At 64.8% G+C, this 26,104-nt stretch carries 21 protein-coding genes; 13 read left to right on the forward strand and 8 right to left on the reverse strand.

The annotated features are described in order from the left end of the window. The first annotated feature begins 669 nt into the window (after positions 1-669). The 6 genes from AB0A63_RS00150 to AB0A63_RS00175 all read left to right on the forward strand — a co-directional run bounded on the left by AB0A63_RS00150 (position 670) and on the right by AB0A63_RS00175 (position 5,197). The gene (locus AB0A63_RS00150) at positions 670-1,098 is read left to right on the forward strand and encodes a hypothetical protein (RefSeq protein ID WP_360383374.1); all 429 of its coding nucleotides are present in this window, start codon (positions 670-672) and stop codon (positions 1,096-1,098) included. Continuing rightward, positions 1,095-1,979, forward strand: coding sequence for a DNA methyltransferase (locus tag AB0A63_RS00155; RefSeq protein ID WP_360383376.1), 885 nt, complete (start codon positions 1,095-1,097; stop codon positions 1,977-1,979). The genes AB0A63_RS00150 and AB0A63_RS00155 overlap by 4 nt, the downstream gene beginning before the upstream one ends. Then, the gene (locus AB0A63_RS00160; protein WP_360383379.1) at positions 1,976-3,013 is read left to right on the forward strand and encodes a DNA cytosine methyltransferase; all 1,038 of its coding nucleotides are present in this window, start codon (positions 1,976-1,978) and stop codon (positions 3,011-3,013) included. Before AB0A63_RS00155 ends, AB0A63_RS00160 begins: the two co-directional genes overlap by 4 nt. Before the next feature lie 182 nt (positions 3,014-3,195). Continuing rightward, positions 3,196-3,459 carry a hypothetical protein gene (locus AB0A63_RS00165; protein ID WP_360383382.1) on the forward strand — a complete coding sequence of 88 codons (264 nt, stop codon included), beginning with the start codon at positions 3,196-3,198 and terminating at the stop codon, positions 3,457-3,459. Beyond that, positions 3,456-4,490 carry a site-specific integrase gene (locus tag AB0A63_RS00170; protein WP_360383384.1) on the forward strand — a complete coding sequence of 345 codons (1,035 nt, stop codon included), beginning with the start codon at positions 3,456-3,458 and terminating at the stop codon, positions 4,488-4,490. Before AB0A63_RS00165 ends, AB0A63_RS00170 begins: the two co-directional genes overlap by 4 nt. Before the next feature lie 395 nt (positions 4,491-4,885). Beyond that, positions 4,886-5,197 (forward strand): hypothetical protein, encoded by a 312-nt coding sequence (locus AB0A63_RS00175; RefSeq protein ID WP_360383386.1) that lies wholly within the window; start codon positions 4,886-4,888, stop codon positions 5,195-5,197. On the opposite strand, the gene AB0A63_RS00180 is transcribed toward AB0A63_RS00175, so the two are convergent. Next, complete coding sequence (locus AB0A63_RS00180; RefSeq protein ID WP_360383389.1) at positions 5,194-6,042, reverse strand: helix-turn-helix transcriptional regulator; 849 nt, start codon at positions 6,040-6,042, stop codon at positions 5,194-5,196. The two genes, AB0A63_RS00175 and AB0A63_RS00180, sit on opposite strands and share 4 nt — an antisense overlap. A gap of 254 nt (positions 6,043-6,296) precedes the next feature. Between AB0A63_RS00180 and AB0A63_RS00185 the strand changes: the two genes are divergently transcribed. Continuing rightward, positions 6,297-6,938, forward strand: a complete 642-nt coding sequence (locus tag AB0A63_RS00185; RefSeq protein ID WP_360383391.1) for an HAD family hydrolase — start codon at positions 6,297-6,299, stop codon at positions 6,936-6,938. Positions 6,939-6,943: 5 nt separating this feature from the next. On the opposite strand, the gene AB0A63_RS00190 is transcribed toward AB0A63_RS00185, so the two are convergent. Continuing rightward, the gene (locus AB0A63_RS00190) at positions 6,944-8,197 is read right to left on the reverse strand and encodes a helix-turn-helix domain-containing protein (protein WP_360383394.1); all 1,254 of its coding nucleotides are present in this window, start codon (positions 8,195-8,197) and stop codon (positions 6,944-6,946) included. A 264-nt stretch (positions 8,198-8,461) separates the two neighbouring features. Here AB0A63_RS00190 and AB0A63_RS00195 point away from each other — a divergent pair, with 264 nt between their 5' ends. Genes AB0A63_RS00195 through AB0A63_RS00205 form a run of 3 tightly spaced genes read left to right on the forward strand, consistent with a single transcriptional unit; the run spans position 8,462 to position 10,031 of the window. Continuing rightward, a complete protein-coding gene (locus tag AB0A63_RS00195) occupies positions 8,462-8,734 on the forward strand; it encodes a zinc finger protein (protein ID WP_360383397.1) in 273 nt (90 codons plus the stop codon). Beyond that, the gene (locus AB0A63_RS00200; protein ID WP_360383400.1) at positions 8,731-9,306 is read left to right on the forward strand and encodes a hypothetical protein; all 576 of its coding nucleotides are present in this window, start codon (positions 8,731-8,733) and stop codon (positions 9,304-9,306) included. The genes AB0A63_RS00195 and AB0A63_RS00200 overlap by 4 nt, the downstream gene beginning before the upstream one ends. Continuing rightward, positions 9,303-10,031 carry a helix-turn-helix transcriptional regulator gene (locus AB0A63_RS00205; RefSeq protein ID WP_360383403.1) on the forward strand — a complete coding sequence of 243 codons (729 nt, stop codon included), beginning with the start codon at positions 9,303-9,305 and terminating at the stop codon, positions 10,029-10,031. The genes AB0A63_RS00200 and AB0A63_RS00205 overlap by 4 nt, the downstream gene beginning before the upstream one ends. An 18-nt stretch (positions 10,032-10,049) precedes the next feature. On the opposite strand, the gene AB0A63_RS00210 is transcribed toward AB0A63_RS00205, so the two are convergent. The 5 genes from AB0A63_RS00210 to AB0A63_RS00230 all read right to left on the reverse strand — a co-directional run bounded on the left by AB0A63_RS00210 (position 10,050) and on the right by AB0A63_RS00230 (position 19,153). Then, entirely contained in the window at positions 10,050-10,415 is a 366-nt protein-coding gene (locus AB0A63_RS00210; RefSeq protein ID WP_360383406.1) for a DUF6355 family natural product biosynthesis protein, read from the reverse strand. A 680-nt stretch (positions 10,416-11,095) separates the two neighbouring features. Beyond that, positions 11,096-14,740: a hypothetical protein gene (locus tag AB0A63_RS00215; RefSeq protein ID WP_360383410.1), complete on the reverse strand. Its 3,645-nt coding sequence runs from the start codon at positions 14,738-14,740 to the stop codon at positions 11,096-11,098. Between the two features lie 543 nt (positions 14,741-15,283). Then, positions 15,284-17,026, reverse strand: a complete 1,743-nt coding sequence (locus tag AB0A63_RS00220) for an ATP-dependent helicase (RefSeq protein ID WP_360383413.1) — start codon at positions 17,024-17,026, stop codon at positions 15,284-15,286. Then, on the reverse strand, positions 17,023-18,747 hold the full coding sequence (locus AB0A63_RS00225; protein WP_360383416.1) for an AAA family ATPase: 1,725 nt from the start codon (positions 18,745-18,747) through the stop codon (positions 17,023-17,025). The genes AB0A63_RS00220 and AB0A63_RS00225 overlap by 4 nt, the downstream gene beginning before the upstream one ends. A gap of 262 nt (positions 18,748-19,009) precedes the next feature. Beyond that, the gene (locus AB0A63_RS00230; RefSeq protein ID WP_360383419.1) at positions 19,010-19,153 is read right to left on the reverse strand and encodes a universal stress protein; all 144 of its coding nucleotides are present in this window, start codon (positions 19,151-19,153) and stop codon (positions 19,010-19,012) included. A gap of 251 nt (positions 19,154-19,404) precedes the next feature. Between AB0A63_RS00230 and AB0A63_RS00235 the strand changes: the two genes are divergently transcribed. The 3 genes from AB0A63_RS00235 to AB0A63_RS00245 all read left to right on the forward strand — a co-directional run bounded on the left by AB0A63_RS00235 (position 19,405) and on the right by AB0A63_RS00245 (position 25,170). Continuing rightward, the gene (locus tag AB0A63_RS00235) at positions 19,405-23,172 is read left to right on the forward strand and encodes a hypothetical protein (protein WP_360383422.1); all 3,768 of its coding nucleotides are present in this window, start codon (positions 19,405-19,407) and stop codon (positions 23,170-23,172) included. A gap of 415 nt (positions 23,173-23,587) precedes the next feature. Continuing rightward, positions 23,588-23,833: an abortive infection family protein gene (locus tag AB0A63_RS00240; RefSeq protein ID WP_360384942.1), complete on the forward strand. Its 246-nt coding sequence runs from the start codon at positions 23,588-23,590 to the stop codon at positions 23,831-23,833. Between the two features lie 107 nt (positions 23,834-23,940). After that, positions 23,941-25,170 carry a hypothetical protein gene (locus AB0A63_RS00245; protein ID WP_360383425.1) on the forward strand — a complete coding sequence of 410 codons (1,230 nt, stop codon included), beginning with the start codon at positions 23,941-23,943 and terminating at the stop codon, positions 25,168-25,170. Between the two features lie 200 nt (positions 25,171-25,370). Here AB0A63_RS00245 and AB0A63_RS00250 read toward each other — a convergent pair whose 3' ends face one another. Continuing rightward, positions 25,371-25,739, reverse strand: coding sequence for a DUF6247 family protein (locus AB0A63_RS00250; protein WP_360383428.1), 369 nt, complete (start codon positions 25,737-25,739; stop codon positions 25,371-25,373). Between the last annotated feature and the right edge of the window lie 365 nt (positions 25,740-26,104).

A 26,104-nucleotide genomic window follows, 5' to 3' on the forward strand; every position in this document is an offset into this window, starting at 1 on the left:
ACCATTACCGAACTCTGACCTGGCAGTGACACAGCTCTTGCCAAAGACATTCACGTGCGCCGTCGCGGGCCCAAGTGGCCGAGCACGCTGATAGGGCGTGCAGCGTGCCTACCAGCGATTTAGCGGCGCGGTACCTGTTTGGTACCCGATCGGTCACTGCTCACCGAGCCGCCTTCTGGCCACCGAGAATTCGTCCGTCCCGAACTGGATCCGCATTGGGAGTTCAGGGGTGTCACTCGCCGATGAGTCGTCATCCCCGAACTTGGAGGATCCGTGACGCGATCCAGCAATCCCCCTGGCACACGACCGCCGTCAGCACCTGCTGCCGGCCGGCCTCACGACCACCGCAGGCCCTACCCGACCGCGCCCAACGTCAGCAGGGTCAGCCCCGCCCGGCCGAAGAGGCGTTCGTCTCCGGCAACGGCAAGCCCGACGCCGGCGACCGTGTGGGCTTGCGGTCCCACACAGGTTCCGCTCGACGAAGAGTGGCCGGCCCGTCTCGTCGAGCAGGTGGTCCGCGCGTTCAGCCGTCCTCGCGACCGAGTTGTCGTCCTGCCTTGGCCGACCAGCCCCACCTCCACTGCGACAGCCATCGAGGTCGTGAACCGCCTCGGTCGTCGATTGGGTTCGGAGTCCGATGTGGAGCCTGAACCGACTTCGCTCGCCGACTTGGTCGTCACCAGTGCGTCGCCCGAGCTGACGCGTGCGGAGCTCGCGGACCAGGCGGCGCTCACCGCCGCACAGCTGCTCCGAGTGGGCGGCATCTTCGTGGCGTTGACGCACACCGACTCCTCCGGCGGTGAGCTGACCGACCACACCGGTCAGCTCGTCACCAGTGCCCAGTACGCCGACCTGCTCTACCTCCAGCACGTCGTCGCGGTGCACGCCCCGATCGGCAGCGGCCGGTTCGAGGTGGATTTGGACGACCACGCCGGACAGGAACTCCGTCGCGAAGAGCACCGCTCTGCGGTGCGCGGCCTGCCCATGCCGCATGTCCGGATCCACTCGGACGTCCTGGTGTTCGCCCAGCCGCACGACCACGCCACTCGCCCGCCAGCGCCCGCCCGTGCAGTCGTCGAAACGGGGGTCATCCGATGAACAGCGAACTCCCGGTTTCCGTGTGGTCGACGGCTCAGACCGCACCCTCAACCCAGCGGAAGAACCGCTACATCCGCGAGTCGACCGCACACCCCGCGAAGATGCTGCCCGATGTCGCGCGATACGCCATCGCCCACTACACAGAGCCGGGCGACCTCGTGCTGGATCCGATGTGCGGCATCGGCACAACCCTCGTTGAGGCCGTCCGCCTTGGACGTCGCGCCGTGGGCGTCGAGTACGAACCGCACTGGGTCACCGTCGCCAGGAGCAACCTCGCACTCGCGTCCGAGCAAGGCGTCGAGCACGACGGCCAGGTCTTCCACGGCGATGCTCGCCAGTTGTCCACGTTGCTGCCTGCCGAGCTGCGTGGGCAGGCCGCACTCGTCGTCACGTCACCGCCGTACGGACCGTCCACGCATGGCCGGGTCGCGGTGGCACCGGGCGAGGGCATCCAGAAGTACTTCCACCAGTACGGCAGCACGCTTGACCGCGGCAACCTCGCCAACATCGGGCACCACCGGCTGCTCAGCGGCTTCACCCGCATCCTCGCCGCGCTTACCGAGTTCCTGCGGCCCGGCGGATACATCGCCATCACGGTCCGGCCGTGGCGCGAGCACGCCGAGCTCATCGACTTGCCCTCGCAGATCCTGACCTGTGGTCAGAACGCCGGCCTGGTTGCGGTGGAACGGTGCGTCGCTCTGCTGGCACGGGTCGCCGAGCACGACTTCGTCGCCCGCGGTTCCTTCTTCCAACGCGACTTCCTCCGCAAACAGCGCGAGGCCGGACTACCCCTCCACCTCATCGCACACGAAGACGTGCTCGTCTTCCGCACACCACTTCGCCCGTCCCGCTCAGCGGCAGCCGAAGCGCGTGCGGCATGAGCACGCGCGTTGCACCCGAGTTGTCCGTCAAGTCCGGCGCAGGACCGGTGCTGGGCTCGCTCTGCACCGGCTACGGCGGCTTGGACCTCGGCGTGCTGGCCGCTCTCGGTGGTGGTCGCATCGCGTGGTGCTCCGACCACGACCCGCAGGTCCACGAGGTCCTCGCCGTCCGCATGCCCGGCGTGCCGAACCTGGGCGACCTGCGTCTCGTCGACTGGACCGCGGTCGAACGAGTCGACGTCCTCACCGCCGGGTTCCCATGCCAGGAGATCTCCGCCGCCGGTCAGCGCAAGGGCATCGAGAAAGGAACACGCAGTGGAGTCTGGCTCGACGTCATGGCCTGCATTCGCATACTACGACCGCAGTTCGTCCTCGTGGAGAACGTCGCCGCGCTCCGCTGGCGCAACGGCGGGCTCCACCGCGTACTCGGCGACCTGGCCGAGGCAGGGTATGACGCGGTCTGGCGCAGCGTTCGCGCCTGCGACGTCGGCGCCCCGCACCGCCGCGAACGGGTATTCCTGCTCGCGTGGCCCGCTGTTCCCGACGCCTCAAGCTCGCGACGGCGACAACCGCGGGGCCGCCGATCCCGCCCGCCGTCGTGCCCTCGGTCGTCAGGTGAGCTTGCACGACGTCATCAACGCGATGCTTGCCACGGGCCGACGAGCGCCACGTTTCTCCAAGCCCAAGTCGACTCGGTCGTCCAAGGCAACTCGTCCGTTACACCGCCCCGCTCGCGCACGAGCTGGCGTGCCTACGCCGAGGTCGTGAGCCGGTGGGAGATCGCGACGGGCCGGACAACTCCACACCCAACCGTCCCCGGCACGCACGGCCGCCCGGTGCTCTCCCCCGCGTTCGTCGAGCACATCATGGGCCTCCCGGCGGGGTGGCTCATCAACCTTCCTCTGCTCCGCGTTGACCACCTGCGCATCCTCGGCAACGGCGTAGTCCCGCACCAAGCCGCCCTCGCCGTGTCGCTGTTGCTCGATGACTTCCGCGAACTCGTGCACATGTCGACACAGGGGCGCGCGGCATGAATCTTGTGGAAGTGCTCGCCGCGAAAATGGCGGCCAGCCCGTCCGGCCGCGCGACGCGTACGCCCCAGGTCGCCGGCCTTCCCATACCTCGTCCACGCGAGCGAGTACAGCGGAGCTCATCGCATTACGCATTTACGACCATCGACGCGCGGGGTCGTCTCGGCGACAGGTCGTTGGTTCGCATGCTGGGCTGGTCGCCGGCTACCTCGTTGAAGCCGACGGTGCTCGACGGCCAGGTCATCGTGCTCGGTCGCGCTGCCGGCACCGCGGTGGTGACCAAGTTGGGTCACGTCCGGATACCAGCAGCGATCCGGCACCGCTGTCAGCTGCGTGCGGGCGACGGTCTTCTGCTCACGGCATCCCCTGCCCACGGCTTCCTCGTCGTGTGCACCGCGTCGGTGCTGGACCAGGCACTCGCCGCGTTCGCCCGCGGGGAGCCGTCGTGACCGACATCGACCTCGAGGCGGTGCGGCTCCTGCTTAACCGCCTCGGGGTCACCCCGGAACAACTGCTCGACCAAGCCCCGCAGACGTCGATGCCGAACATCCGCGAGTACGTCGACCGCGTGGCGCAGGCCGCGCCCGCCGGCACGTTGCGCGTCTACAACACCTACTGGAACCGCATCGTCGACGAGTGGGGCGACCGCCCGCTCGACGAGCCGACACCGCTCGACATCAAGCAACTCGCTGAACGGACAAAAGCCGACGCCCTCATCCGCAGGAACTCCCGCGGCGGCCGGGTCGCAGCAGAGCACCTCATCGCCGCGGCACGCTGCCTGTACCAGCACGCGATCGCCGACCGCCTCATGTCCGAAAGCGACAACCCAGCGCGACGCGTCGCCAAACCGCGCCGACTCGCCAGCACCCGCCGAGCACTGCCGGACAACCGGCTGCGCGAAATCAACGAAGTCGCCGGCACGACCGGCAACGACCCCGAGCTCGACCTCGCCCTGCTCCGCTTCCACACCGAGACCGCCGCGCGCCGCGGCGGCGCACTCGCGCTGCGGCGCTGCGACCTCGACACCGACCAGAGCCTGGTGAGACTCTTCGAGAAGGGTGGGACCGTGCGCTGGCAGCCCGTGTCACCGACGATGATGAACCACCTCCTCGTCCTCGGCGACGAGCGCGGCGCCGTCGGCAACGAGCAGCTCCTGCGCTACCGCAACGGCGATCCGATCACTCGGCGCCGATACGACTACCTGTGGCAACGGCTCGGCAAGCACCTGTCCTGGGTCGCAACTCAGCAGGTGAGCACCCACTGGATCCGCTACACCACGCTGACCTGGGTCGAGCGCCACTTCGGCTACGCCGTCGCGCGGGCGTTCGCCGGACACTTCGGCAAGAGCGACGCAGGAACCACGACCACCTACGTCCGCGCCACCGTCGAAGAAGTCGCCACCGCGCTCGCCGCACTCACAAACGAACCGCACCCGCTGGCGGACAACGGTCCGCCAACCGCTCTTCTCCACGCCTCCTGACCTGAGTGGACGGACATCGCGATCGCCGCATGCATCCAATCGAACATATGTGCGATCCCCCTGATAGGTTCACGTGTCATGGATCGGCGGCGTCTCAAACCGTCCCGAATGGACGGCAATCTCACCTTCAGGTACGACTCGACCGGACAACCCGTGGCCCTGTTGCCCGCACGGTGCAAGATCGGTCGCCACACCCTCGGACACTCCCAGTTCCGAGCAGTCGTGCAGGACGGCGAGGCCCACATCAGTTGCCTGGCCTGCGCCACCGACGGCGCCGACGACTCGTGGCGGCTGGCCACAACGGCACCTGCCCCTGACCGAGCCGAGCTGTCCGACGAGCGATACCGAGAACTTGCCCTCCTCCGCGCAGCGAGCCTTGCCGCAAGCAGCACGCCATGACGCTCAACAGCCCGTTCACGGTCTGGGAGGGCGACAACGTCCACGGTCGGCGAGCGGTGCTCACCGGGGTCTCCATCCGCCTCGACAGGCTGTTCGCCCGCGTCCCGGGCACCCCGCGGCACGTCATCGAGACCGGACTGGACCTGACCGGCTCGGTGGACGGCCGGCTGCACGGCCGGTTCCCCAGCGTCGACGGCGACTGGCTGGGCGTCGTCAACTACGAGATCGGATACGCCGACGGTCGCCGCGACAAGCTGCACCTGGTTGACCAGTTGGTGCCGTTCCACGTCCTGAGGAAGCGCGATTAGCGGTCTCCGGCCGACAGCTCCTCACCGATTCGTGCCAGCAGCGCCTTGGATTGCCACTCATCCAGGCTCGACTCGTCGAGGGCACGGATGGTCGACCGGTAGTCCTGGGAGGCGTCGCCTTCGATGATCAGGGTGGAGTTCTCTCCCTCGACGTAGATCAGGGGCGCGTAGGTCTCGAAGGTCAGCTGGGTGAACGGCCCGCTCGCGCCCGCGTGCGCACCGAGCGCCGCGGGCACCACCCTGATCTCGACCTTGGGACGCACTGCCATGCGTAGAACGTGGTGGATCTGTTCACCGTGCACTTCGGTTCCACCGACAGGCAGGCGTAGCGCCGACTCGTGTACGTAGTAGGTGCAGGCGATGTCGATCCACCGAGGATCCTCACGCAACTCCGTCAACGTCTGCAGACACGTCTCGACCTCACCGGCCGAGACATGGGCAGAAGCGGCCATCACCGCTCGTGCGTACTCGGGTATCTGCAGGAACAGCGGGACCACCTGGTTCTGCCAACTCACCACGGTTTTCGCTATCGCGAGATGGTCAACTACAACTCGAGCCGGAGCGGTACTCTCGTGCCGTTGCCACCAGCTGTCGGCGAACATGCTGTCGGCGAGCGCGAGCAGTCGGTCGCGCTCGGCGGGCTCGACGCGGCAGACGCCGAGCAGCAGGGCGAGATCGGTGGAGCTGGCTGAGACCTTGCCGTGCATCAGGTTTGAGATCTTCGACGCGTCCCAGCCGAGAAGTGCGGCGATCTCACGCCCGTTGAAGTCCGCGTGTTTGATCGCCGCGCGGATGCCGACTCCAAATTCGCGGCTGCGAGCCGTAGATGCGTGTGGTGACAACATGCGCGTTTCCTTGCGATGACTTGTGCCCTGCCCAATCGGACAGGACCTGAAGCCAACCTCCGCACCGAACGCGTCACCAGCCCACGGATCTCACACATATCTGCCAAGAATCGAATCCTCGCCGCGATCACCTGCGACGAATTGCACAGGGGTCCACTCGACCCGATCGGGTGATTGATCCCAGGCCACCGCTGCAACTGGTCGGTAGCCGGACTGTGGCGCGTCGCCAACCTCGATGCCGTATATGTAGGTGCGTGGTCACTGCTGTCGTGTTCGATGTCGGCGAGACGCTGCTGGACGACTCGCGTGAGTGGGGCGCGTGGGCCGACTGGATCGGCGTCTCCCGTCACACGTTCTCCGCGGTCTTGGGCGCGGTGACCGCCGCCGGCAGAGACAACGCGGAGACGTTCCAGTACTTTTGCCCCGGGTTCGACGTGGCGCGTGAGCGGCAGCTCCGCGAAGACGCAGGCTGCGGCGAGCACATCGGCGAGTCCGACCTGTACCCGGACGTCCGATCAAGCCTCGGCGCACTTCGCGACCGCGGCCTGTGGGTCGGCATCGTCGGCAACCAGACCGCGCGCGCCGCCGACCTGCTCCGCGGACTCGACCTGCCCGCCGATTACGTGTCGACGTCAGGCGAATGGGGCGTCGCCAAGCCAGCACCCGCCTTCTTCAACCGCGTGATCGACGTCGCGCCGGGCACCGCAGCAGACATCGTCTACGTCGGCGACCACCGCGACAACGACATCGTTGCCGCCAAGGCCGCAGGGCTGCGGACAGCGCTCGTCCGCCGGGGCCCCTGGGGACATCTGTGGGCCGACGATCCGCTGGTCCGGCGCGACGCCGACTGGGTGATCGACTCTCTGGACGAACTGCCCGCGTTGTTGACGCCGTAGCGGGATCAGATCGATCGCGCGCCCGCCCACGCAGCCAGCTCGACCACTCTGCTGTTGCCAGGTCGCCGCTGAAGGAGCGCCGAGAGCGTGCGCTTGACTCGTGGGTGTTCACGGGTGTGCTGAGGCGCGGCTTCGCGCGCCAGCTCGATGGACTCGTGCGCATCATCGAGACGACCAAGGTCGAGTTGGGCGTTGCCCAGGTCGATGAAGTAGTGGGAGCGGCGCTCGGCGCGCACGTCGTCGGGCGGTCGCCAGGTTGCTGCGCACTCGATCCCGGCTGGGTCGCTCAGCTCGGCGGCGACCGCCAGTTCGTGGATCCGGATCGAGTGCGGGCCGAAGGCAGTGCCGTGGTAGACACCTTCCTCGACGACTTCGGCTGCGCGACGGGCTTCTCGCAGATGGTCTGCCGCAGCGCCGCTCTTGCCGGTCCGACCAGCCACCACAGCTGCTCTCATGTGCAGGGACCCGTACGCGGCGGCAGCGAGCGCATCGCCGTTCTTGATGCGACCGACCTCGTCGGCTGCCTTGACCAGCGCCCTGCCGGCTGTGCCGAGATCGCCGTTGGCGAAGAACGTCTCCGTGCGGACGTACTCGGCCGCGGCCACTAGGAGAGGGTCGTCAGCCTGCACGGCCGCTTGTCGGATCAGATCGACGAGGCGGGCCGACAGGTCGAGATAGCCGTACTTGAACGCGATCCCGTCTGCCGCTCGGAAGGTCAGCGCCCGCAGCTGCGCGACCTGCCGCCGGGCAGAACCGCTGGAAGCGAGCTGACTCGCACGCGCCAGCTCGGTGAGCAGTCCCGGAAGCACCTCGGCCAGCGCTCCGTACCGCGCTTCAAGGCGCAGCTCGTTGACGTGAGCGACGTCAGAACCTATCTCGTCGAGTGGTCGTGTCGGTGCGTCCACGGGCAGGTCGAAGGCATCGAGAACGCGACGAAGCTCAGGAACGAAGTCGTGCACCCCGTCGATGGGGTATCCGCGATGGACGGGTCGGGTGACCGGTTCGGCTCGGCTGGGAAGCCACTGCGCGCTGAGCTTCACGATGGGTGTGCCAGGAGGGCTGAGAAGCTCTGCCAGTTCCTTGGCGGTCAGCCCGAGCGCCTTGGCGAGACGCAGCTGTATCAGCGGGCCTGGGTCGGTCTCACCGCGTTCCCAGCGACCGACCGTGCCGACACTGACTCCCAGCAGCTCCGCCAGCTGTTCCTGAGTGTGGCCCGCAGCTCGACGGCGGGCCGCCAGTGCTTTCCTCGGCGTCACCATCGGTCTCCCCTGAACAATCGGGCGCATAGTCACAGGAAGCCTAGCTTGGATCAACTACAAATCCACCGTTCAGCCCGAAGAACTCAAGCTTCACCCAATCAGGGCATCCTCCCGTTTGCGCAGGCAGCGGCGCTGCATGGCGGATTCATGCTAGGTCCCTGACTGATTCGCGTACTGGTTCTTCACCTCTTCATCGATTTCTGTGGATCACTGCCGAACAACACGCGCTTGGTCGCGTTCCATGTTTCGCGGGAGTGATCGGACATGTTTCGCAGCTACAAATGGCAACCGCACGACGGTGGCCGCCACGCCATACCCCAGCACCTCGCTGAGCACGATGCCGGCCGCACGCTGTGCGGCCTGGAGGTCGTGGCCGGACCCGATGTCTGGTCGTCCTGTGAGCGGTGCTGGCCGACGTGCGTCCAATGCGACCGCGCCTGGCGGGCCGCAGAGAACATCCTGCCCTGGCCCAGGGAGGAGGACTCGCACGCTGGAGTCGAGGTCTCCGCAGACGATGAACTGGCTCAGCTCCGATGAGCCACCATGCCTCCGCTCCGCAGGAGTACCCGCAGCCTGGGTTCGAGCAGATCGTCATCGACGAGTTCCGACGCCAACAGGGCAACGTCAGCGACTTCGGTATCCGGTGGGGCTTGAGCGCTGTTGGGCATCAGCTGCTGACCCAGCCAGCAGGTGTCGAACGAGCGCTGCAGCTCATCGAAGAACACGAGGACAAGCGGGTAGTCGCCTCGGCCGCCAGTCTCATGGCGTCGATCTTGCTGGAGGGCGTTCCGCGCGATCAGCTGGTGTCGCCGATCAAGTTCCCGGTGTCGTTCATCCTTCCCGTCGGCGTCGACTCCGAAGATCGCCGCGCATGGCAGGAGAACGTCAAGGTCGCTTCAGCGGTCGTGTCCGCGTTCGGGGCACGCGACGCCGACGCGATCCAGAAGGTCATATCCATCCTGTGCGGCGATGGCGCCTTCGAGGTGATGGTCGTCCTCGTGTCCGCGGCGGCGCGCAAGCTCGAGCGTCACGCCGACTGGTTGATCGAAGCCATGCGGTGCGCCCGCACGCCCGCAGCCGAATCCAGCACACCGGTGAGCGACGCGTGAAGATCACCGACAGGATTCCGAGCGATCAAAGGCTCACCTGGAACCGCAGAGGCGGTCTGGTGCTGGCAGTGCTGCTCACACGGGTCGGTCGAGAGCTGACGACGGACCGCCTGGTGAAGTTGAGCGGCCTCACGCTCGAGCACGTGTGCAAGCAGGCCGTCCGGTTCACCAAGACCGGAGTGCTGACACGGCGCACGGACCTCCACGTGTGCCCCGCCAACGACTACTTCTCCCTGCCCCACAGCAGCGTCGTCAAAGCGCGCGCCCAGTTGCAACTCGCCGACGACCCGGTCCTGCGTGAGCTCGCTGACGAGCGGGGGCTTGACGTTGATGCCGCCTTCGGCAACTTCCCGGAACGCCAGCCGTACGGCACCGCGCTCGGCAAGGCCATGCGGGAAGTCCGCGACAACCTGGGCTGGAGTCTGACCGACGTCGAAAAGCACGTACCCGTGTTCGCATCCACCCTGTCCAGGTTCGAGACCGGGGACAGACTGCCCAGCCTGATCACCGTGGCGGAGCTGGCACGTGCGTACGGAGTGGACGTTGTCGAGTTGCTCGTGCACGCGGCCTGCCACTCACAACCCGACAAGAAGGTACAACGCCTCAGGATCGCCGACCCAACCTTCCGGGCGGTGCTGACCCACCTGTACGCGGCGCATGATCAACGGGCGCTAGCTCGCCTGGGGACCCTGCGAGCACAGGGAGTCGCCGTTCGGGCGAGCTAGTCCCGGAGCCGCCAACCGCTAGACTCGCGGCTGCGACAACGCGCACCGGAAATCATGAGGCGGGCCCTGAAGGTTCGGAGCAACGTTCACGTAGTACGCGTTCACGACCCGATAAGGCCCGTGCATGAAGAAGCTGTGCCTGCCCCACGGTTCGATGCACGCGGTTCCTGTACTGCCTTGGCTCCAGTGGTACTTGATGAGGATGAAGTTGTTGCCGCAGTGAACGTAGCCCGCAGTTTGTTCGCCCTGTGGCGGGTTGAGCTCGTAGAAGCCGCACCACTGCGGTGCGGCCGCCTCCGCCGAAGTGTTGTTGAACAGGCTGATGGCCGTGCTCGCCAACACCATCCCGATCACTGTGGCCAGGCGCGCGAGTTGCTGGTTCATCGTCGTAGTCCGCCTCTCGACTGACGTGGTTGATGCACTTCAGTTTTCGAGCGACCAGAACGGATTCGGAAGGCGTATGCCGTCTGCGCTTGCACAGCAGACGGCATACGCCGGGCCAACGGAAGTCGGCTAGCACAATCAGGCGTGCCGACCGGTATGGGGTGATCCTCCAAGACACAGGTGCGCGTTCCTGCGGGTCATGGAGAACAACGCCGGAGTGCCCGGTCTGGTGGAGTTGTTTTTGCCTGGCGGCGGAAGCTGCTGACCCGCAGCATCCAGCGCGCTCCTTCCACGAACGAGGCGCGTGGCTGCGCGACCTGTGAACCTAGGCGGGAAGCGATCCGGCGGACGGCACAAGGCTGAGGGGATCACGGCTGGACGCATCCTGCGTCCTCGCTCATGGCGCAATCGACCGTCCGAGAACCTCTTCCAGACCTGGTCGAGGCCGTCCACACCTTCAGGCGTCTCGTCCACGGTGATGGTCAACAGCTCACGTATCAAGCCGCTACAGGCTCGTACTCATTGATCAGCCGCCGAGCACTCGCCGACGACGTGCGGACGGACCTACAGCCGGGCTCTGCGACCGGGTGATCAGGTCGCGGTGGAATGTGGTGCCGTACTCGGTGTGGTTGTCGACGGTTGTAGTGGGACACATAGCGGTTCAACGGGCTCCCGCTAGATCAAGCGAACCACCGCTCGCCTTTCGCATGTGCCGCTAGATCGTTCAACCTCACTTTCTCAGAGTGCTGGGCTTCGGCGACCCGAAGCCAATGGGTCGGCACGTCTGCAGGCTCACCCAGGATGTCGTTCAGCAATTCATCGGGCAGTTTCGGCGTGAACTTCTCAGCGAGGTGGCGAACAGGACCTGCTGCACGGAGCACGTCGCAGCGCGCGAGCGACGGCGACTCGAGCATGCGAGCGTGCATGGCCCTGACCGCGGGCCACGAGCAAGGCTCAAGATCTATCATGTTGCTGAGGAAGTCGTCCGAGAGACCATCAAGCGCGGTGAGCTCCTCAGTACGAAGAACGTGGTGCAGTACGAGCAGTGCGGTGTCCACAGAATGCCGACCGAGGTCCTGAAGGATGTTGCGGTCGATACGCCGCCCGAGCCCTGACACGCCACTTCTGCTGGACGCGAGCCGCAAAGCCTGCAGGTCGGATCTGGGCAGTGCTGAGGTAGCTTCGTCGATGAGGTCGAGACAGCCGCCGACCACTTGCGAGTCCGCCACCGCAAGTAGACACAGCACCCATGTGGCGCGCGACAAGTGGTCGGGGAACCTTTTAAAGGAAGACTTCCACCACGCTGAATCTCGTCGCTTCATACGGATGTCTCGGAGGAGCCGGCCGTAATCGGCATTCTCCCCAAAGGGAAGCGAGTCTCTGGTGAAGTCGCCCTCCGTTCTCATCTTGTCCACAGGCAGCGCGGCTCCAATCACCGTTATCTCCGCAGCCAGGAACGAAGGTCCGTGAATCGCAGCGAGAGCTCTAGCTGTGTTGCTCCAGGACGATGTAGTGCCCTTCTGTCCTCGCTGGGTCTTCATAGCTTCGTGAACACGCTCGTAACGAGCATCCAGCGACATCATCCACTTACTGAGGTCACGACGATACTCATTTCCGAGAAGGGTCTTTTGATGGTCACCATAGCGTCCCTCGTGCGCGCGCCCCATCTCCGCGAAGGCTTTGGCACGAAAGTGATGCGGTGCCCAAAGCAGGATCAGTCCGGCGGCTTCGCTCGATGGCACCCCAGGGCTCACGTCGCTGCAGTGTCCGTCAAGCACCGCCCGCAGCAGCCACTGTGCCTCGGCAGTGCCAGCAGGGACCGACAGGTCGGCCTCCAGTGCTGCACGGGCGACGTCTGGTTCGGCCAATGCCAACCTGGTCGCGGTCTGTTCGGGGACGAGGATTCCACACTCCAACGGTGCGCCTAGCGTCAACCAGGCAGCCTGATCGTCACTGTTCTCTACGGCGCTGAGGCGTGCGAGCCACCACGTACGCCACGCTTCTGCAGCGGCGGGTTCGCTCACCCTCAGGATGTGTGCCACGAGCTCGGCGCGCTGGCGATTGACCACTCGCGAAGGATCCATCGATATGGCTTCCTGCAGAACCTCAACGAGCTCCGCGCCCCCGCGGTCTGCAGCCATCTCAGGCAGGTCGTGCCGATGGTCAAGCAAGTCGAGGACCAACCGAACGCCGAGGTCGTCGCTGATCAGCTTGGCGACGCGGCGCTGGGTTTTGGGGCGCGCAGAGAAGATTCCATCAGCGAGCAGCGTCCAGATGACCATGCGCACGTGAGCCGTGCGACTTTGAGGCGACACGGCATCTAGAGGCGGCGAGGAACTCGTCACCTCTTCTTCAAGGACCTCCGCCAGAGCGACCAATTCGTTGACCGATGCGAACCCCGCGTAGAAACGGCAAGTGTTGAACCAGTAAGGACGCCGCACTAAGGCTCGAAAGACCTCGGCAGCGTCGAAGCGCGGCTGCTCCGCACCGGCGAAGTGGAACAAGTAATACGCCGCGAAGTACTCCTGCACGGGCTGCACGTCGAACCGGAAAGTGCCCTGTTCCTTACTGGTTAGTGCCCAGACCCGGTCCGTGACCGCGGTGAACAGATCCTCCACCAGGTTCGTGTTCTTCTCGGCGTTGAACAGGTAAGTCAGGATCGCGTGCTTGATCTCCTTCACCGGCAGCTGACCGCTCGCTCCAGCTGACTCAGCGAGTGCCTGGAAGAGCCAGCCCAAGTGGGCCGTCACCTCCTCCAAGTCGTCGCGATGCTTCTGCACGGCGGAGCTCTTGGCAGCCTCACGATCGAGGAACGTCTGCATGTACGAGCGGTACAAGTCCGTACGAGAGTGCGGAATCGAGTCACCGCGCTTCTGGATCAGATAGAGCAGGATGGTGAGCTGCATCGGATTCTCGGCCAGTTGTGAGATGTGCGGCTCAGCCGACCTCTCCTCGAAGATCCGTTCGAGTACGACGCGGTCTTGTGAAGCCAGCTGACGCGAATCGGCCCACTTGCCCAGATAGGCACGACGCAGATCGACGCCCAGAGGCTGCAGGACAATCGTCTCGAACCTGTCCGGGGACGGCTCGGCCAACCCAGACGAGTTCGGCCGGGTGGTCACGACCACCTGCGGAGCCCACTCGTAGCGAGCCAGACGCGCGACGAGGTCGTCGATGCGGTTCACAACCTCCTGGCGTACGTCGATGGATGCCACCTCGTCCAGTCCATCGAGAACGAGTAGGAGCGGAAAGCGAGCGATGAGGTCGTGCACGTCATCGACGCGGACCGTCATGTCTCCGCTCTTGGCTTCCAAGAGCCGTGCGAGAAACGACTCGACAGAGCGGCCGGTCTTTCGGGATTTCCTCGGCTTGGCGGCAAAGTGTGCGACGTCGAATGGGTCGTGTCCGAGCAGCCAGGAAGCGTAGTCACGCAGGTCGACGCGCAGTGGCACACGCGGCAACTTGCGTTTCGCAGTATCCGTTTCCGAGGCGAGGGTGTTCACGGCGCTGTCGAGAAACGCTGCTCTGTGCAGCTGACACAGGTACTGGGTGAGCGTCGACTTCCCCTGGCCAGGAGCACCTCGCACCAGCGTCAAGGGTACGTCTGTTCCAAGCAGGTACTTGGCGACGCCGCCTAGCTTCCCGAGTTCCACGAAATGCAGGTCTAGCTGGCCCGCCCGCCGCGGGCTCACGACACGTTCGGCCTCCACATCGATGTACAGATCATCGAGGTCGTACGAGTCGAGGTCGACCTGTTTGAACTTGACCTTGGAGTCCTCGTCCCACTGGGTCGCCACGACGTTCTTCATCACCTCCCACAACCGCTCTTCGCGTTCTTGACCCCGAGAAGCCGCGAGGAGGTAGCTGATCAACTGCCAGCCGGCGAGCATGTCCGCGTAGGACCACAGCAGAGAGTGAGGTGCCCGGTCCAGCCGCGCGTCGATGTCGGCCCGCCACCAGCACGCCATCGAAATGCCCAACTCCGCCGAGCGTATGCGCAGCAACTCCTCGAGGCGGTCCATGGTTCCGCGACCGGGAACGCTCGTTCCCGCCACAGACGTGATCAGAACGTATTCCGTCGCTCCCTCTCGCACCAGGCGCCGGATGTTGTCGGCCTCGCCGTCCAACGCCCCACGCAGCCAGTTCACGGCATTCTGTACCGGCTTCGCCGTCCACTTGACCTGGTAGATGACGCTTCCGCCGCTCTCGTTGCGGCGGACAGCATCACGGCCGCCGTCTGACTGCCCCACCGGCATGCAGGTGACGCCAGGGAAATCACTCGCCAGTAGCGCGCTGCACATCTGTTGGAAGGCCTTCTCCCCCAACCTTTCATAGAGGTAGCGGCCTTGGGTAACCTCAGGCGACGAGGAGGTTGGGCGTGAGCGACCGTCGCGAAACGATCCGAATCGGTCGCCGCTCGGTCGCGTCGGCATTCCATCGTGCGGTCCAGACACCCTGTGACCGTACCGCGCAAGTCTGACAATTTCGGGCAAGGCCTCGCGAGCAAGCGTGGCGCCACGACACTGCACCGTTGGGCACGGCATGCTCCCGCCTGCATCGCCGCGACCGATGTACGGTGGGTGACCTGGCACCTGGGATGATGCGCATTCTCGCTGCTGGGCCACTCGATGGGCGGCATGGCCGTCCAGCGCGTGCTCGCTGAAGCTTCCGACCGCGTGTGTTTGCGATGTCTGTTGACCTGCACGGACGAATCTCTTGGCACGCACAACGCCAAACTGCTCGTGATCGGCACGCGCGGCCGCAGGGCGCTCGCGCAGGCACTTCTGGGCGGGGCGCCACGAAGTGCCTGCGCCACGTCGAATGCCCGGTCGTGGACATCCCGCCGAACGTAGCCGGCTAACGGACGTTCAGAGCAGTTCGATCTCCCCGACGTACGGACTGACCCCGTCGTCCCAGCGCTTCCACTTGGTCAACCTGAAACCCGAGTAGAAAATGCGGAGGTCATCGCGCGCCCTGGTGACGGACACGTAGAACTTACGCCGGTCCTCTGCCCGCCGTTCCGGCGTATCCGACATGTGGCTGGGCATGCGGCCGTTGTCTGCGCCGACGAGCAGCACCACGTCGAACTCCAAGCCCTTGCTCGACGTCGTGGTGGTGACCTCCACTCGATCCTGGCGCAACGCCCGCTGCGTCAGCTCGCGCAGCGACCAGGTGCGGATCACCGCCTCCATCTTCCGGACTTCCGGTGCGTCGGCCGCCAACGCGACCTGCCCGAGCGCATCGCCCAGGCCCGCCTGCCGAAGTTCGTCGAGGAAGGTGGTGGCCGCTTCGTCAGCCCGGTCAGCCCATCCGACGAGCACGCTGACGAGCTTGCGATCGTGTTGGTGTGTCCACAGCGAACCGAGCAGGTAGCGCCACTGCTTCAACAGGTCCCCAAGCCGGTAGCCGCTCGTCTCCCTTCCTGTGGCGGCCCACGCGGCGGCGGACTCGATGAACCTCGTCAGCGAGTTCGGCCGGTACTCCTTCTTCGCGTCGCGGTAGAACGCTGAGATGCCAGCGTGACGAAACGCGCCGGTCACTTCGAGGCAGAGGTCCCGCGTCGGGCACAGGACCGCGATCTCGTGCAGCGCCACGCCGCCGGTGTGAGTCTCCCTGATCGCGTCGACCACGCGCTGGTACTGGTCGGGCAAGCCACCTGGGCAGTAGACCCCTGTGACCGAGCCGCCCGGCTTGTCACCGACCATGGGAACTCGACCGGGTCGCATCATGTTGGCCCGCTTGATGATCTCGTCGCGGGACCGGTAGTTGCGGGTCAGCTCGACAGCGGTGAGATCCGTCCGCGCGGCCAGTTCGTCGAGCAGTTCGGGCCGGGTACCGGTGAACCCGAACAAGGCTTGGTCGGGGTCACCGACCGCGAACAGTTCGGACCCGGTGAGGTAGTCGAAGCACAGGGCCTTGACCACTCGGTCCAGCCCGGGCGACAGATCCTGATACTCGTCGACGTACAGGTGTGGGAACTGGGCGTTGAGCACCTGGCGCACGATCTGGTGGTTCTCGACCAGCTGCACGGCGGTCTCGACCAGTCCGCTGAAGTCGTGCAGGCCCCGTTCCTCAAGCTTCGCTTCGTAGCGCCGGGCAGCCTCGATCAAGCCCTCGCCGGACTTCGCCCAGTCCTCCGCGCTCGCCATGCGGGTGCGGTTGAAGTTGATCGTGGTCGCGACGTTCCAGGTGTCAGCGCTCGGGTAGGCCTCGTAGATCGCCTCGTGCAGGAGCTTCTGGCTCTCCTCCTCGCTCGCGATCGTGATCGAGGCGAGCTCCGGACGGCCAACGGCGTGCGCGAACGGGGCTACGACGCGGCGAAGCAGAAAACTGTGCACCGTCCCGATGAAGAAGTTGGGACGGTCCTCGGTGCCCAGCCGCTCCATCCGGCGCCGCAACTGGTCGGCGGCGGCGTTGGTCAGCGTGATGCACGCTGACCCCTGCGGCCGATTGATCTTGTTCGCCAGGTCATAGGCCATCCGCGTGGTGAGCAGCTTCGTCTTGCCGCTGCCCGGCGGTGCGAGCACCACGCAGTGGCCTTCGGTGGTGAACGCCTTCCACTGGCAGTCGTTCTTCTTGAGCTCGTCGATAGACGCCGAGAGGTTGCTCAACGTCCCACCAGGTACTGCAGAGCGCCCTCGACGTGACTGGACGGCGCGATGTCGAGCTGGGCGAGGCGCTGGGCGTACCTACCCTTGCCGCCCGCGTTCTTCACGATCCTCATGAACTCCGCCAAATCAGGCGCGTCGGCGCCCCACGAGTCCACGTCGGCCGCCGACGGGGCCGCGCAAAGCTCCTTCAACGCCTTGAACGACGGGGCGATGTTCTCCCTCGGCCGTGAGGTGATCAGGTCGTACTCCAGCGTGGTATCGCCGACAAAGATGCCGTGTTCGGCTGGCGTGCCTCCAAGCTTCAGCAGGTTGAGCAGCTCGGTGGCCCGAGCCGCGCCCGCCGAGTTGCCCTTGCTGTCGACGTCCCCGTCGGTCACCACGGCCCACGGAAGGCCGAGCGCGTCGCAGAACCGGGCGTAGGAGGAGAAATGCGTGCCGTGCACGGCGCAGACCGAGATGCCCTCCTTATCGAGGTCGATGCCCATCGACTGGGCGAGCCTCGGCATCAGCACCTCCTCCGCGTAGCCCTCGACCAGCAGGACTTTCCTGGCGAAGACGATCTCTGCCCGGGTCGCGTCGAGGTAGCGCGCGATGTCGTCCCACTCGGCCTGGGTGAGATCGGCGTCGCGGGCCTGCGACGCCGTGGTCGTGCCCTCCACGTTGTGAAGGACGACTAGGCAGCGCGGGTCGGTCACGCTGGCGATGTGAGGGGATTGGGTGGTCACCAGGGCGGTGTACGCCGAGTCGCGCGCAGTGAGAAGCCTGCGGAAGACCAGCCGCTGCAAATGCGGATGCAGGTGGGCTTCCGGTTCCTCGATCGCCATCACGACGTGCGCGATGTCCGGTTCGTTGATCATCCGTGCGTCGAGGCCGAGTTCCTGCAGCGCCAGGTAGATCACGTTCAGGGTGCCCAGGCTGGCGCTGCCGAGCGGGCGGTTCGCCTCGCCGTCCACGAACAGCCGCATCGCACGGATGAGGCGGGCCGGCTCGTCCGGTGCGGCGGCGAGCTTCGTCTCGACCGCCTGCGCCGATCCGACCATGTCCTCCAGCCTGCCGCCGATGTTGGTGCCGAGCTGCTTGATCACATCGAGACCATTGAGCTTGTCGTTGGCCTCTTTCATGGCGGCCTTCACCTCGGCCAGGTGGTCGCTCTCTGCGGCGGCCGCCGCGGCTGCGACGAGCAGGCCGCGCAACGGGGACTTGCGCCAGTTGCGGATGTCGGCCTCGACGTCGCGGAGCGCGTGCATGAACACCAGGTGCAGGCTCGCCAGCATCTCCGAGCTGATCTTCTGGTCGGTGTCTCCGCCGTAGACGGCGCCCCGGTAGCGGGGCTTGCCTTCCATGGTGCCGGTGTCGACGGGCCCGAACCGGTAGGTTAGCCGCGCTCGCGGCGGATCCTCGGCGACCAAGGCACCGCCGAGCGCGGACGTGAGGCCGACGTCGTGGAGGAAGTCGACGAGGTCGATCGAGGCCTCGATGACGTGGCCCTCCGCCATCGGGTCCCAGTCGGGTTCGCCAGTGGACAGTCCATCCCAAAAGTCCTCCGCCGTGAGCTGGCGGTCCGCAAAGGACATCCGGCCGTCGATGATCAGGCGCAACGCGTGCAGCAGGTTGCTCTTCCCCGCCCGGTTCTCGCCCACGATGACGGTGCCGGGGCAAAGCTCCAACTCGACGTTGGCCAAGTTCCGAAAATTCTTGACCGAGAAACGACAGATGCGCATGAAACTTGGACGCTCCAACTATTCGCGGGGTTGAGGAGCGAAACATACTCGATCGGGTGATGGTTTTATCAATCAAGGCTTAGCCCCACAAGAAGAATGGAGTAAACCATTCCGTGAAGGCCGAGTGGGGCCTGAGCTGCAGCTATACACGGCTTCGTCACGACGAGCGTGCCCCCAGCACGGTCAACTGAACATTCCCCGGCGTGGACTGACCAGTTTCTGACCACTTTTCCAGTGAGCGCCTTCACAAACCGTACGGCCGTTACTCATTCTCGGCTACACGAACGATCGCCAGCGGGCACGGTGCGTTGTAGACGAGCACCTGGCTGGTCGATCCGAGCAGCATGCCGACGAACCCGCCGCGCCCGTAGCGGCCCACGACCACCACAACGCGGTGCAGCTGCACGTCCGGACGCTTCTCCTGCCACCCGGAAGACAATGCGCCAGCTCTCGCTGCTCGCCCGCCTCGATCTGTACCAGTCCACAGTGAACCGCGAGGCGCTGTAGGTGCTCTCCACCGTGTAGTCGTGCCAGCACATCACCGCCGTCAACGGGCAGCCCGCATCGAGGCCTTCTCCAGAGGTTGAAGCAGCTGTGCACGATCCCGGCGCGCCCTGCGCTACCCGTTTTGTCGGTGGTGGTTGTTACCGTTTTCGGATGGCACCGTGGCTGTCCACCAGTCGGGAAGACCTCCTGGCCGCTGCGAGCGAGCCGGGCTTCGACACCGATCTACCGCTCCTCGTACGCCGTCTGATCGCGGAAACCGGACGCGACATCACCAGGCTCCACCTGCCTGGCGGTTCAGGTACGTCTGCAGGCGGGTTCGATGGCGTCGTCGTCGCTGGCAGCCGAACCACCTTCGTGCCCGAAGGGATGTCGGTCTGGGAGCTGTCGGTTGAACAAGCAGCTCAGACGAAGGCTGAGAGCGATTACAGCAAGCGCCTCGCCGGACCGGACGGAGAAGACCCCAGCGATATTACCTACATCCAGGTCGGGCTGAGGCCCTGGACGAAGGCTTCGCGTTGGGCTAACGATCACCGTGCCGAAGGACGTTGGCGGGATGTCCTGGCCTACAACGTCGATGATCTTCACACCTGGTTGGACGCAGCGCCTGCAACGACTGCGTGGCTGGCCGAACGCCTCGGAAAGTCCGTTCCAGGTGTCCATGACGCACAACGCTGGTGGGACAGCGTCTGGTTGCCGTCGACGACAGTGCCGCTCGATGCGCCAGTTGTTCTGGCTGGGCGGAAGACCGCTGCGGCTGACCTTTTGAGCGCCATCAAGTCCGAGCAGACGATCATCACTGTCGGAGGTGGAGTTCGAGGCGATGAACTTCGAGCGTTCGTCGCCGCCGCGCTGCAGACCGTGCCGGCATCGGATCAGGTCGCTGCCAGAACTCTGTTCGTCTCTTCGCGAGACGCTCTGCTCCAGCTGCTCGACCGACCTGAACCTCTTGTGCTCGTCGTCGGAGACGCGGAGCTGGTGTCGAACATCCCCCTCTCCCACAAGCACCGGCTGGTCGTACCGGCTGTGGTTGGTGCGAAGGCCAAGGTCGAGGTTCCCCGCATCGATGGCGAGATCGTTGCTCAACTGCTGCTCGACAACGACTTCGACCACGAACGTGCCTATGCGCTCGGTACGCTTGCACGCCGTAGCGTCCCCGCCCTGCGGCGCGCTCTGGCCAGATATCCCGACACGTTGGTGCCGAGTTGGGCACGATCACCCTCATTGATCCTCCGTCGTCAGCTGCTTCTTGGCAGCTGGGACGGCCAACACTCGGCGGACCGCAGTGCGGTCGAGCAGTTCACCGGCTTGTCCTACGCCGAGTTCCAGGATGCGAGCCGCTCTGCTGTCAGCGGCACCGATGACCCATTTCTCGGTGCCCTGCACGAGCAGTGGCATGTAGTCGCACCTGACGACTCCTGGGATCTGATAGCTCCCCATCTCACCGCCGCGGATCTCGACCAGTTCGAGACCATCGCACTGCAGGTGCTCAGCGAGATCCAGCCACAACGTGATCAGTTCGGGTTCGTAAACGCCAACGACCTCTCGAGCCGGTACTCAGCGTCCCTCCGCCGTGGCATCGCTCGAACGCTCGCGATGCTCGGTGCCAGCGGCGAGCTCGTCACGCTCGCTGGCGGTGCGACCGGATCCGACGTCGCACGACGAGTGCTCAGCAGGTTGTTTGCCTTGGCCAACGAGGACAGCACGTACGGCCTGTGGGGATCGCTCAGCGACCTGCTGTCAAACCTCGCAGAAGCTGCACCTGCAGAGTTCATTCAGGCTATGCGCCCCGGATTGCAGGGAGAGGTGCCTCTGCACAGCGCGATGTTCGCCGACCGGCCACCTACGAGAATCGGCTTCCCTTCTCAGTCCCCACACCTGGGGTTCATCCGCGCTCTGGAAGTACTCGCTTGGTCGCCCGATCACTTCGATGACGCCGTCGACATCCTGGCCAAGCTCGCGGCTATCGATCCGGGCGGCTCCTGGTCCAACCGACCGGTCCGCAGCCTCGAGGAGATCTTCAGCTGCTGGCGCCCTGAGACCAGCGCCGAGTCCGCGCACCGGCTCAAGGCCCTCAAGCGACTACTACGAAACACTCCTGTCCCCATCCGGGCGCTTCTGGTCACGCTGATTCCCAACTCGCACGGCTTCCAGTCGCCGCACAGCACGCCTAAGTACCGCGACTGGAAGCGAGAGCAGCTGATCACCAGGCAGCAGTTTCGGGAAAACGTCGCTGGAGTTGTCGATCTACTGCTGGACGACTGCGGTCACGACCTCACGCGACTTTTGCCGCTCATCGACAAGCTCGACCGCATCTCGCCGACGCACAGGGCCGCCGTAGCAACGAAGCTCACCGCCGTCAGCGATGTCGCGGACGACGAGGTTCGCGCTCAACTGGCCGATGCCCTGCGGTTCAAGATCGGGCAGCACCGCGGGTTCACCGGCTCCGACTGGGCTCTGCCAGAGGGAGAGCTGCAAACGCTCGACCAAGTGCTGGCTAGCCTGGAGCCGCAGGCGCCAGTTCTGCGCTTGGCTTGGCTGTTCAAGAGCGCCCACATCGTGATGCCAGATCAGAAACGACCGTCCGACCTCGCCGCGTTCGGAGAAGAAACGCGGAGACGGCGCGCCTCTGCGATGGGCGAAATCCTCGAGTCCGGCGGACTGGCCGCCGTCGACGCTCTTGCCGGAACTACCGACTACCCGTACTTGATCGGCAGAGCTCTCGCCGACCAGGCGAGTGGCTTCGACTCGGAGATGCTCACCCGGCTCGCCGAACCGGACTCTTCCAATCGGCAGGTCGCTGTTGCGTATCTGCAAACTCGATTGTTCGCCGGTGGCGTCTCGCTGCGCGACGAACTCCTTGCTCAGACCAACGAGCCATCGGTACAGGCGATCATCCTCAATGCCGCGTCTGACCCTCCCTCAGCATGGAAGGCATTGGAGGACCTGCCGGCAGCTGCTGAGCACTACTGGGCGAACTTCAACCACTACGAGGTTGACAACTTTCCCGAACACATCATCACCGCGCTCCACGGCTTGCTCACCACCCGCCGGCTTGTCGCCGCGCTACAGCTGGTGTCCCATCATGCCGCAGAAATCGATGCTGCGGAGATCGCCGAACTCACCGTGCGAGTCCTGGTCAGCCTGCTCGAACAGTCCGCGATTCCGCCCGAGTTCCAACAGCTGTCGAGCTACGACTTCCACCGGATCTTCGAGTTCCTGGCCAGGCATCGAGAGTTCATCGGAGCCCAGCAGCTGGCGAACCTCGAGTGGCAGCTGTTCCCTCTGCTCGACGCCGGGGGCGGTGCGCCCACTCTGCACGCAACGCTCAGCGAGGAGCCTTCGTTCTTCGTAGAACTCATCTGCCGCGTCTACCGGAGGGAGGACGAGGAACCGGACGGTTCCCAGGCACTGTCCGAGGAAAGGCGGCGTATCGCAACTCGCGCGTACGAAGTTCTCTACACATGGCGCCGCTGTCCAGGCATCGGTTCTGCCGGGACTGTCGAGATTGAGCTGCTTGGAACCTGGGTGAGCGGAGCCCGTGACCGGTTGAGCGAGGCGGCCCGTTTGGAGTCGGGAGACAGCCACATCGGTCAGATACTGGCCTACGCGCCGCCGGACCAGAACGGCCTGTTCCCTCCACTCGCGGTTCGCGACCTGCTTGAAGAGCTTCAGAGCGACGCGATCGATCGCGGTCTCGAAATGGGCATCTTCAACAAACGCGGCGTCACATCCAGAGGGACCACCGAGGGCGGGACACAGGAACGAAATCTGGTGCAACGGTACCGAGGACTTGCTTCTGAGGCTGAGAATTGGCCACGAACGCGTGGAGTTCTCCGAGAACTTGCGGAGTCCTACAAGCACTACGCGCGCCAGGTGGACGAGAGGGCGGAACGGCTTCGGCGCGGTCTCCTTGACTGATCGATCGAAGTTGCGCGCCTCGAAAGGTCTCGAGCTGCCCGAGTGTGGCAGACAGAGTCCAAGATTTCGCGTTTCCGGAGACACGTGACAGGCGTCTTCTGGCTGGTGCCCGAAGGTTCCGCTCAGCAACTTCAACCGAGGCGGTGTTGATTGCGGGACAAAGCTGGCGGGTACGGAGGTTCTCGAGTGGCTGTGGTTCAGTGGCGAGGTGAACTCAGGCTCTTCCCTGGCGTACACGTCGGTGACTACAACGCCGCGGCCCCCGCGCCTCGTCATCGTGATCGATGGCGGCGAGTGGTGGACTACCTCAAGCGCCGCGCGCTCTACCGTGCCGGGCGCGTCCGGCACGGCACTGCTTCGCGATCATGCCGCACTATGCTGACTAGGTTGTGCATGCCGAAACGTTGCCCTCGGGCTGGACGACCAAGGCACTCGCGGAGACGAGCCCGGCGCCAAGCAACGCCGCGGAGTGCTGAAAGGCCTCAACTCCATCGTCAACGGGATCGCCGAGATCCGGAACGAGGGGTTCGGCGTTGGCCACGGCGTCTATGGCCGCCCTGAACTCGACATTGCGACCGCCCGACTGATGGTCACCGCCGTCTCCGCGGCCGCGACCTTCTACATCGAGGCCCATGCCGTGACCAAAGACAGCTCCAACTGACCCTCTTCGCCAACCAGAAGCCACGCTCACCGAGTCCGAGGTGTCACCTCAGGCGACCAATGGCCAGTTGCAAACCGCGGAGATGACTAGACAAAGAAAGAGGACAAGTGCATTTTTATCGCGAGGACAAGAAGCCACTGTTCGGAAAGCACGACCTTCAAGAGCGACTGCACCAGGACTTCCTGGAGACACCGCAGGCTGCCGACAAGCTTCCAGGTGAGAGGTTTGCGGCAAGCAGCAATGAACAGCTCATGCAGGAGATTATGGCCGAAAATGTCCTCTCGCCACTGATTCTCAATATCGGTGATCGATTCGCGCAGAACCGTGAAGTCCAAATCGACGAGCGTCAGGGCGGTGGAACCATTGTCCTGCTCGACGTCCACATACCGTTTCAAGGGCGCATGGCGTTGCTGCACTGCACCCCTCGCAACCGGCTCCGCACTGCCGTCCATGGTGACGCGACAGAGTCGGAGGTCGTGCTCACCTTCTTGATCGGAGACCCGCCGAAGAAGCTCCAGCAGGACATCGACAGGCAGGTTGCTCTTCTTCAGGAGTGGGTTGATGCGGTCAACAGCGACATAGCGGTGGCCACGCGTCAGATCGAGGAGGAGGTGCTGCGCCGGCTGACTCGGCGGAGGGCGCGCCTAGACCAAAGCGAGACCCTTCTAGCTGCACTCGATATTCCGATCAGGAAGGTTCCGTCGAACGAAGCACTGGAGATCCCGGTTATTCGGAAACGGGTAGCCCCGCAGAACCTTGCACACGAGTCGGGCGGTCATGATGAATGGCGTCTATCTAGCGTGGTTTATGAGCAGATCGTGGACACGATGATCCGCTTTGCTCACGCCCTCGAACGGCGACCATCGAGCGCTCAAGAGCTTCTGCCTGACGAACCAACCTTGCGAGACTGGTTCATCTTCTTGCTCAACTCGAACTATGAGCATGAAAGCGGGGAAGAGATATTCGTCGCTGGCGAGGTCATCAACGGGAAGGGAAAAACCGACATCCTTGTCCGTCAGCGGAACCGTAACGTATTCATCGGCGAATGCAAGTTCTGGAAGGGCGAGACAGAGTTTGACAAGGCCATCGATCAACTTCTCGGCTATCTGGTTTGGCGGGACACCAAGGCGGCGATCATCCTGTTCATCAAGAACAAGGATGCGAGCGCTGCCATCAAGGCCGCCGACGCCTGCATCCGAAGGCATGTCCAGTTCAGGACTGCAGCTCGGCCCGATCAGCCTGCCCGACGTCGGGACTACACGCTGGCGTCTCCCCATGACGACAGTCAGATGATCTCACTCGCCCTGATCCCAGTAGTGGTGACTGCACATGCATGACTCAGTCGGTCACTTGCCTGCTGACCGTCAAACCGGTTGCCCATGCCTGACAAGGGCAAAGCTTCTCAATGAAGCGGTCAATGGTCAGTCGCCAACCCCCGCCACAACAACTTGAGGACGACCCGGACCTCGTCGAACGCGGCCAGCGCGTCGATCTGCTGCTGCGACACCTCGTCGGTGGTGACCTCATGCCCGCGGGTCTACAGGCCCAGCAGTGCCTTCACCTTGTGCAACGGCATGTCCGGCGGGAGCTCGGCGCCGGTGAGCTTCACGGCCGCGTGCCAGTAGAGGGCGCGGTGCTCCTCGGCTCCGCGGGCGGCGGTGCGCCGGGCGATCGAGCGCCACTCGCCGAGCCGGGCCAGGACGCCGGCCAGGTCGAGCGACTGGGTGGCCTCGACCATCGCCTCGCGCCACCGCTGGTCGAACTCGACGGCCTCTTCTGGGATGAGCGTGGCGCGGACCTGCTCCGGGGTCGCGTCGGCGAACGACGGACCGGTACGCCCGTCACGAGGGCCTGGCGCGCAGCGGCTGCGGTCACGCGACCACGATAGGCCCGTTCGTGCTGTCAACGAAGCAGGCCAACGTCGACCATCGGCGCCCGAAAGATACCCATTCTGCAGATCGCGCGGATCCTGTCGGAGAAGCTGAGCTACTGACCGGGGCCAGACGAAGGACCGTTGTTGTGGACACGGTTGTGTGTTCTGCGGGCGGCTCGGCGTCCGTGGACGTGCCGATCAGTGAGGACAGCCCTGCCACCGCGACTTCTGACCAGGCTGCCGTTGGCCCTCACGCTGCTAGATGTTGCGGATCTCGTTCGTCGGGTCATGAACATCCGCTTCTGCCGCTAGGCGGTATGAGTGAGTCGCTCGGTCAGGATCAGGCCGTTCGATCTTCTTTGGCTAGGTCGTCGATGATCCATCGCAAGGCGCTTACC

It is taken from the genome of Lentzea sp. NPDC042327 (genome assembly GCF_040647275.1).
In the GTDB taxonomy this organism is placed as follows: domain Bacteria; phylum Actinomycetota; class Actinomycetes; order Mycobacteriales; family Pseudonocardiaceae; genus Lentzea.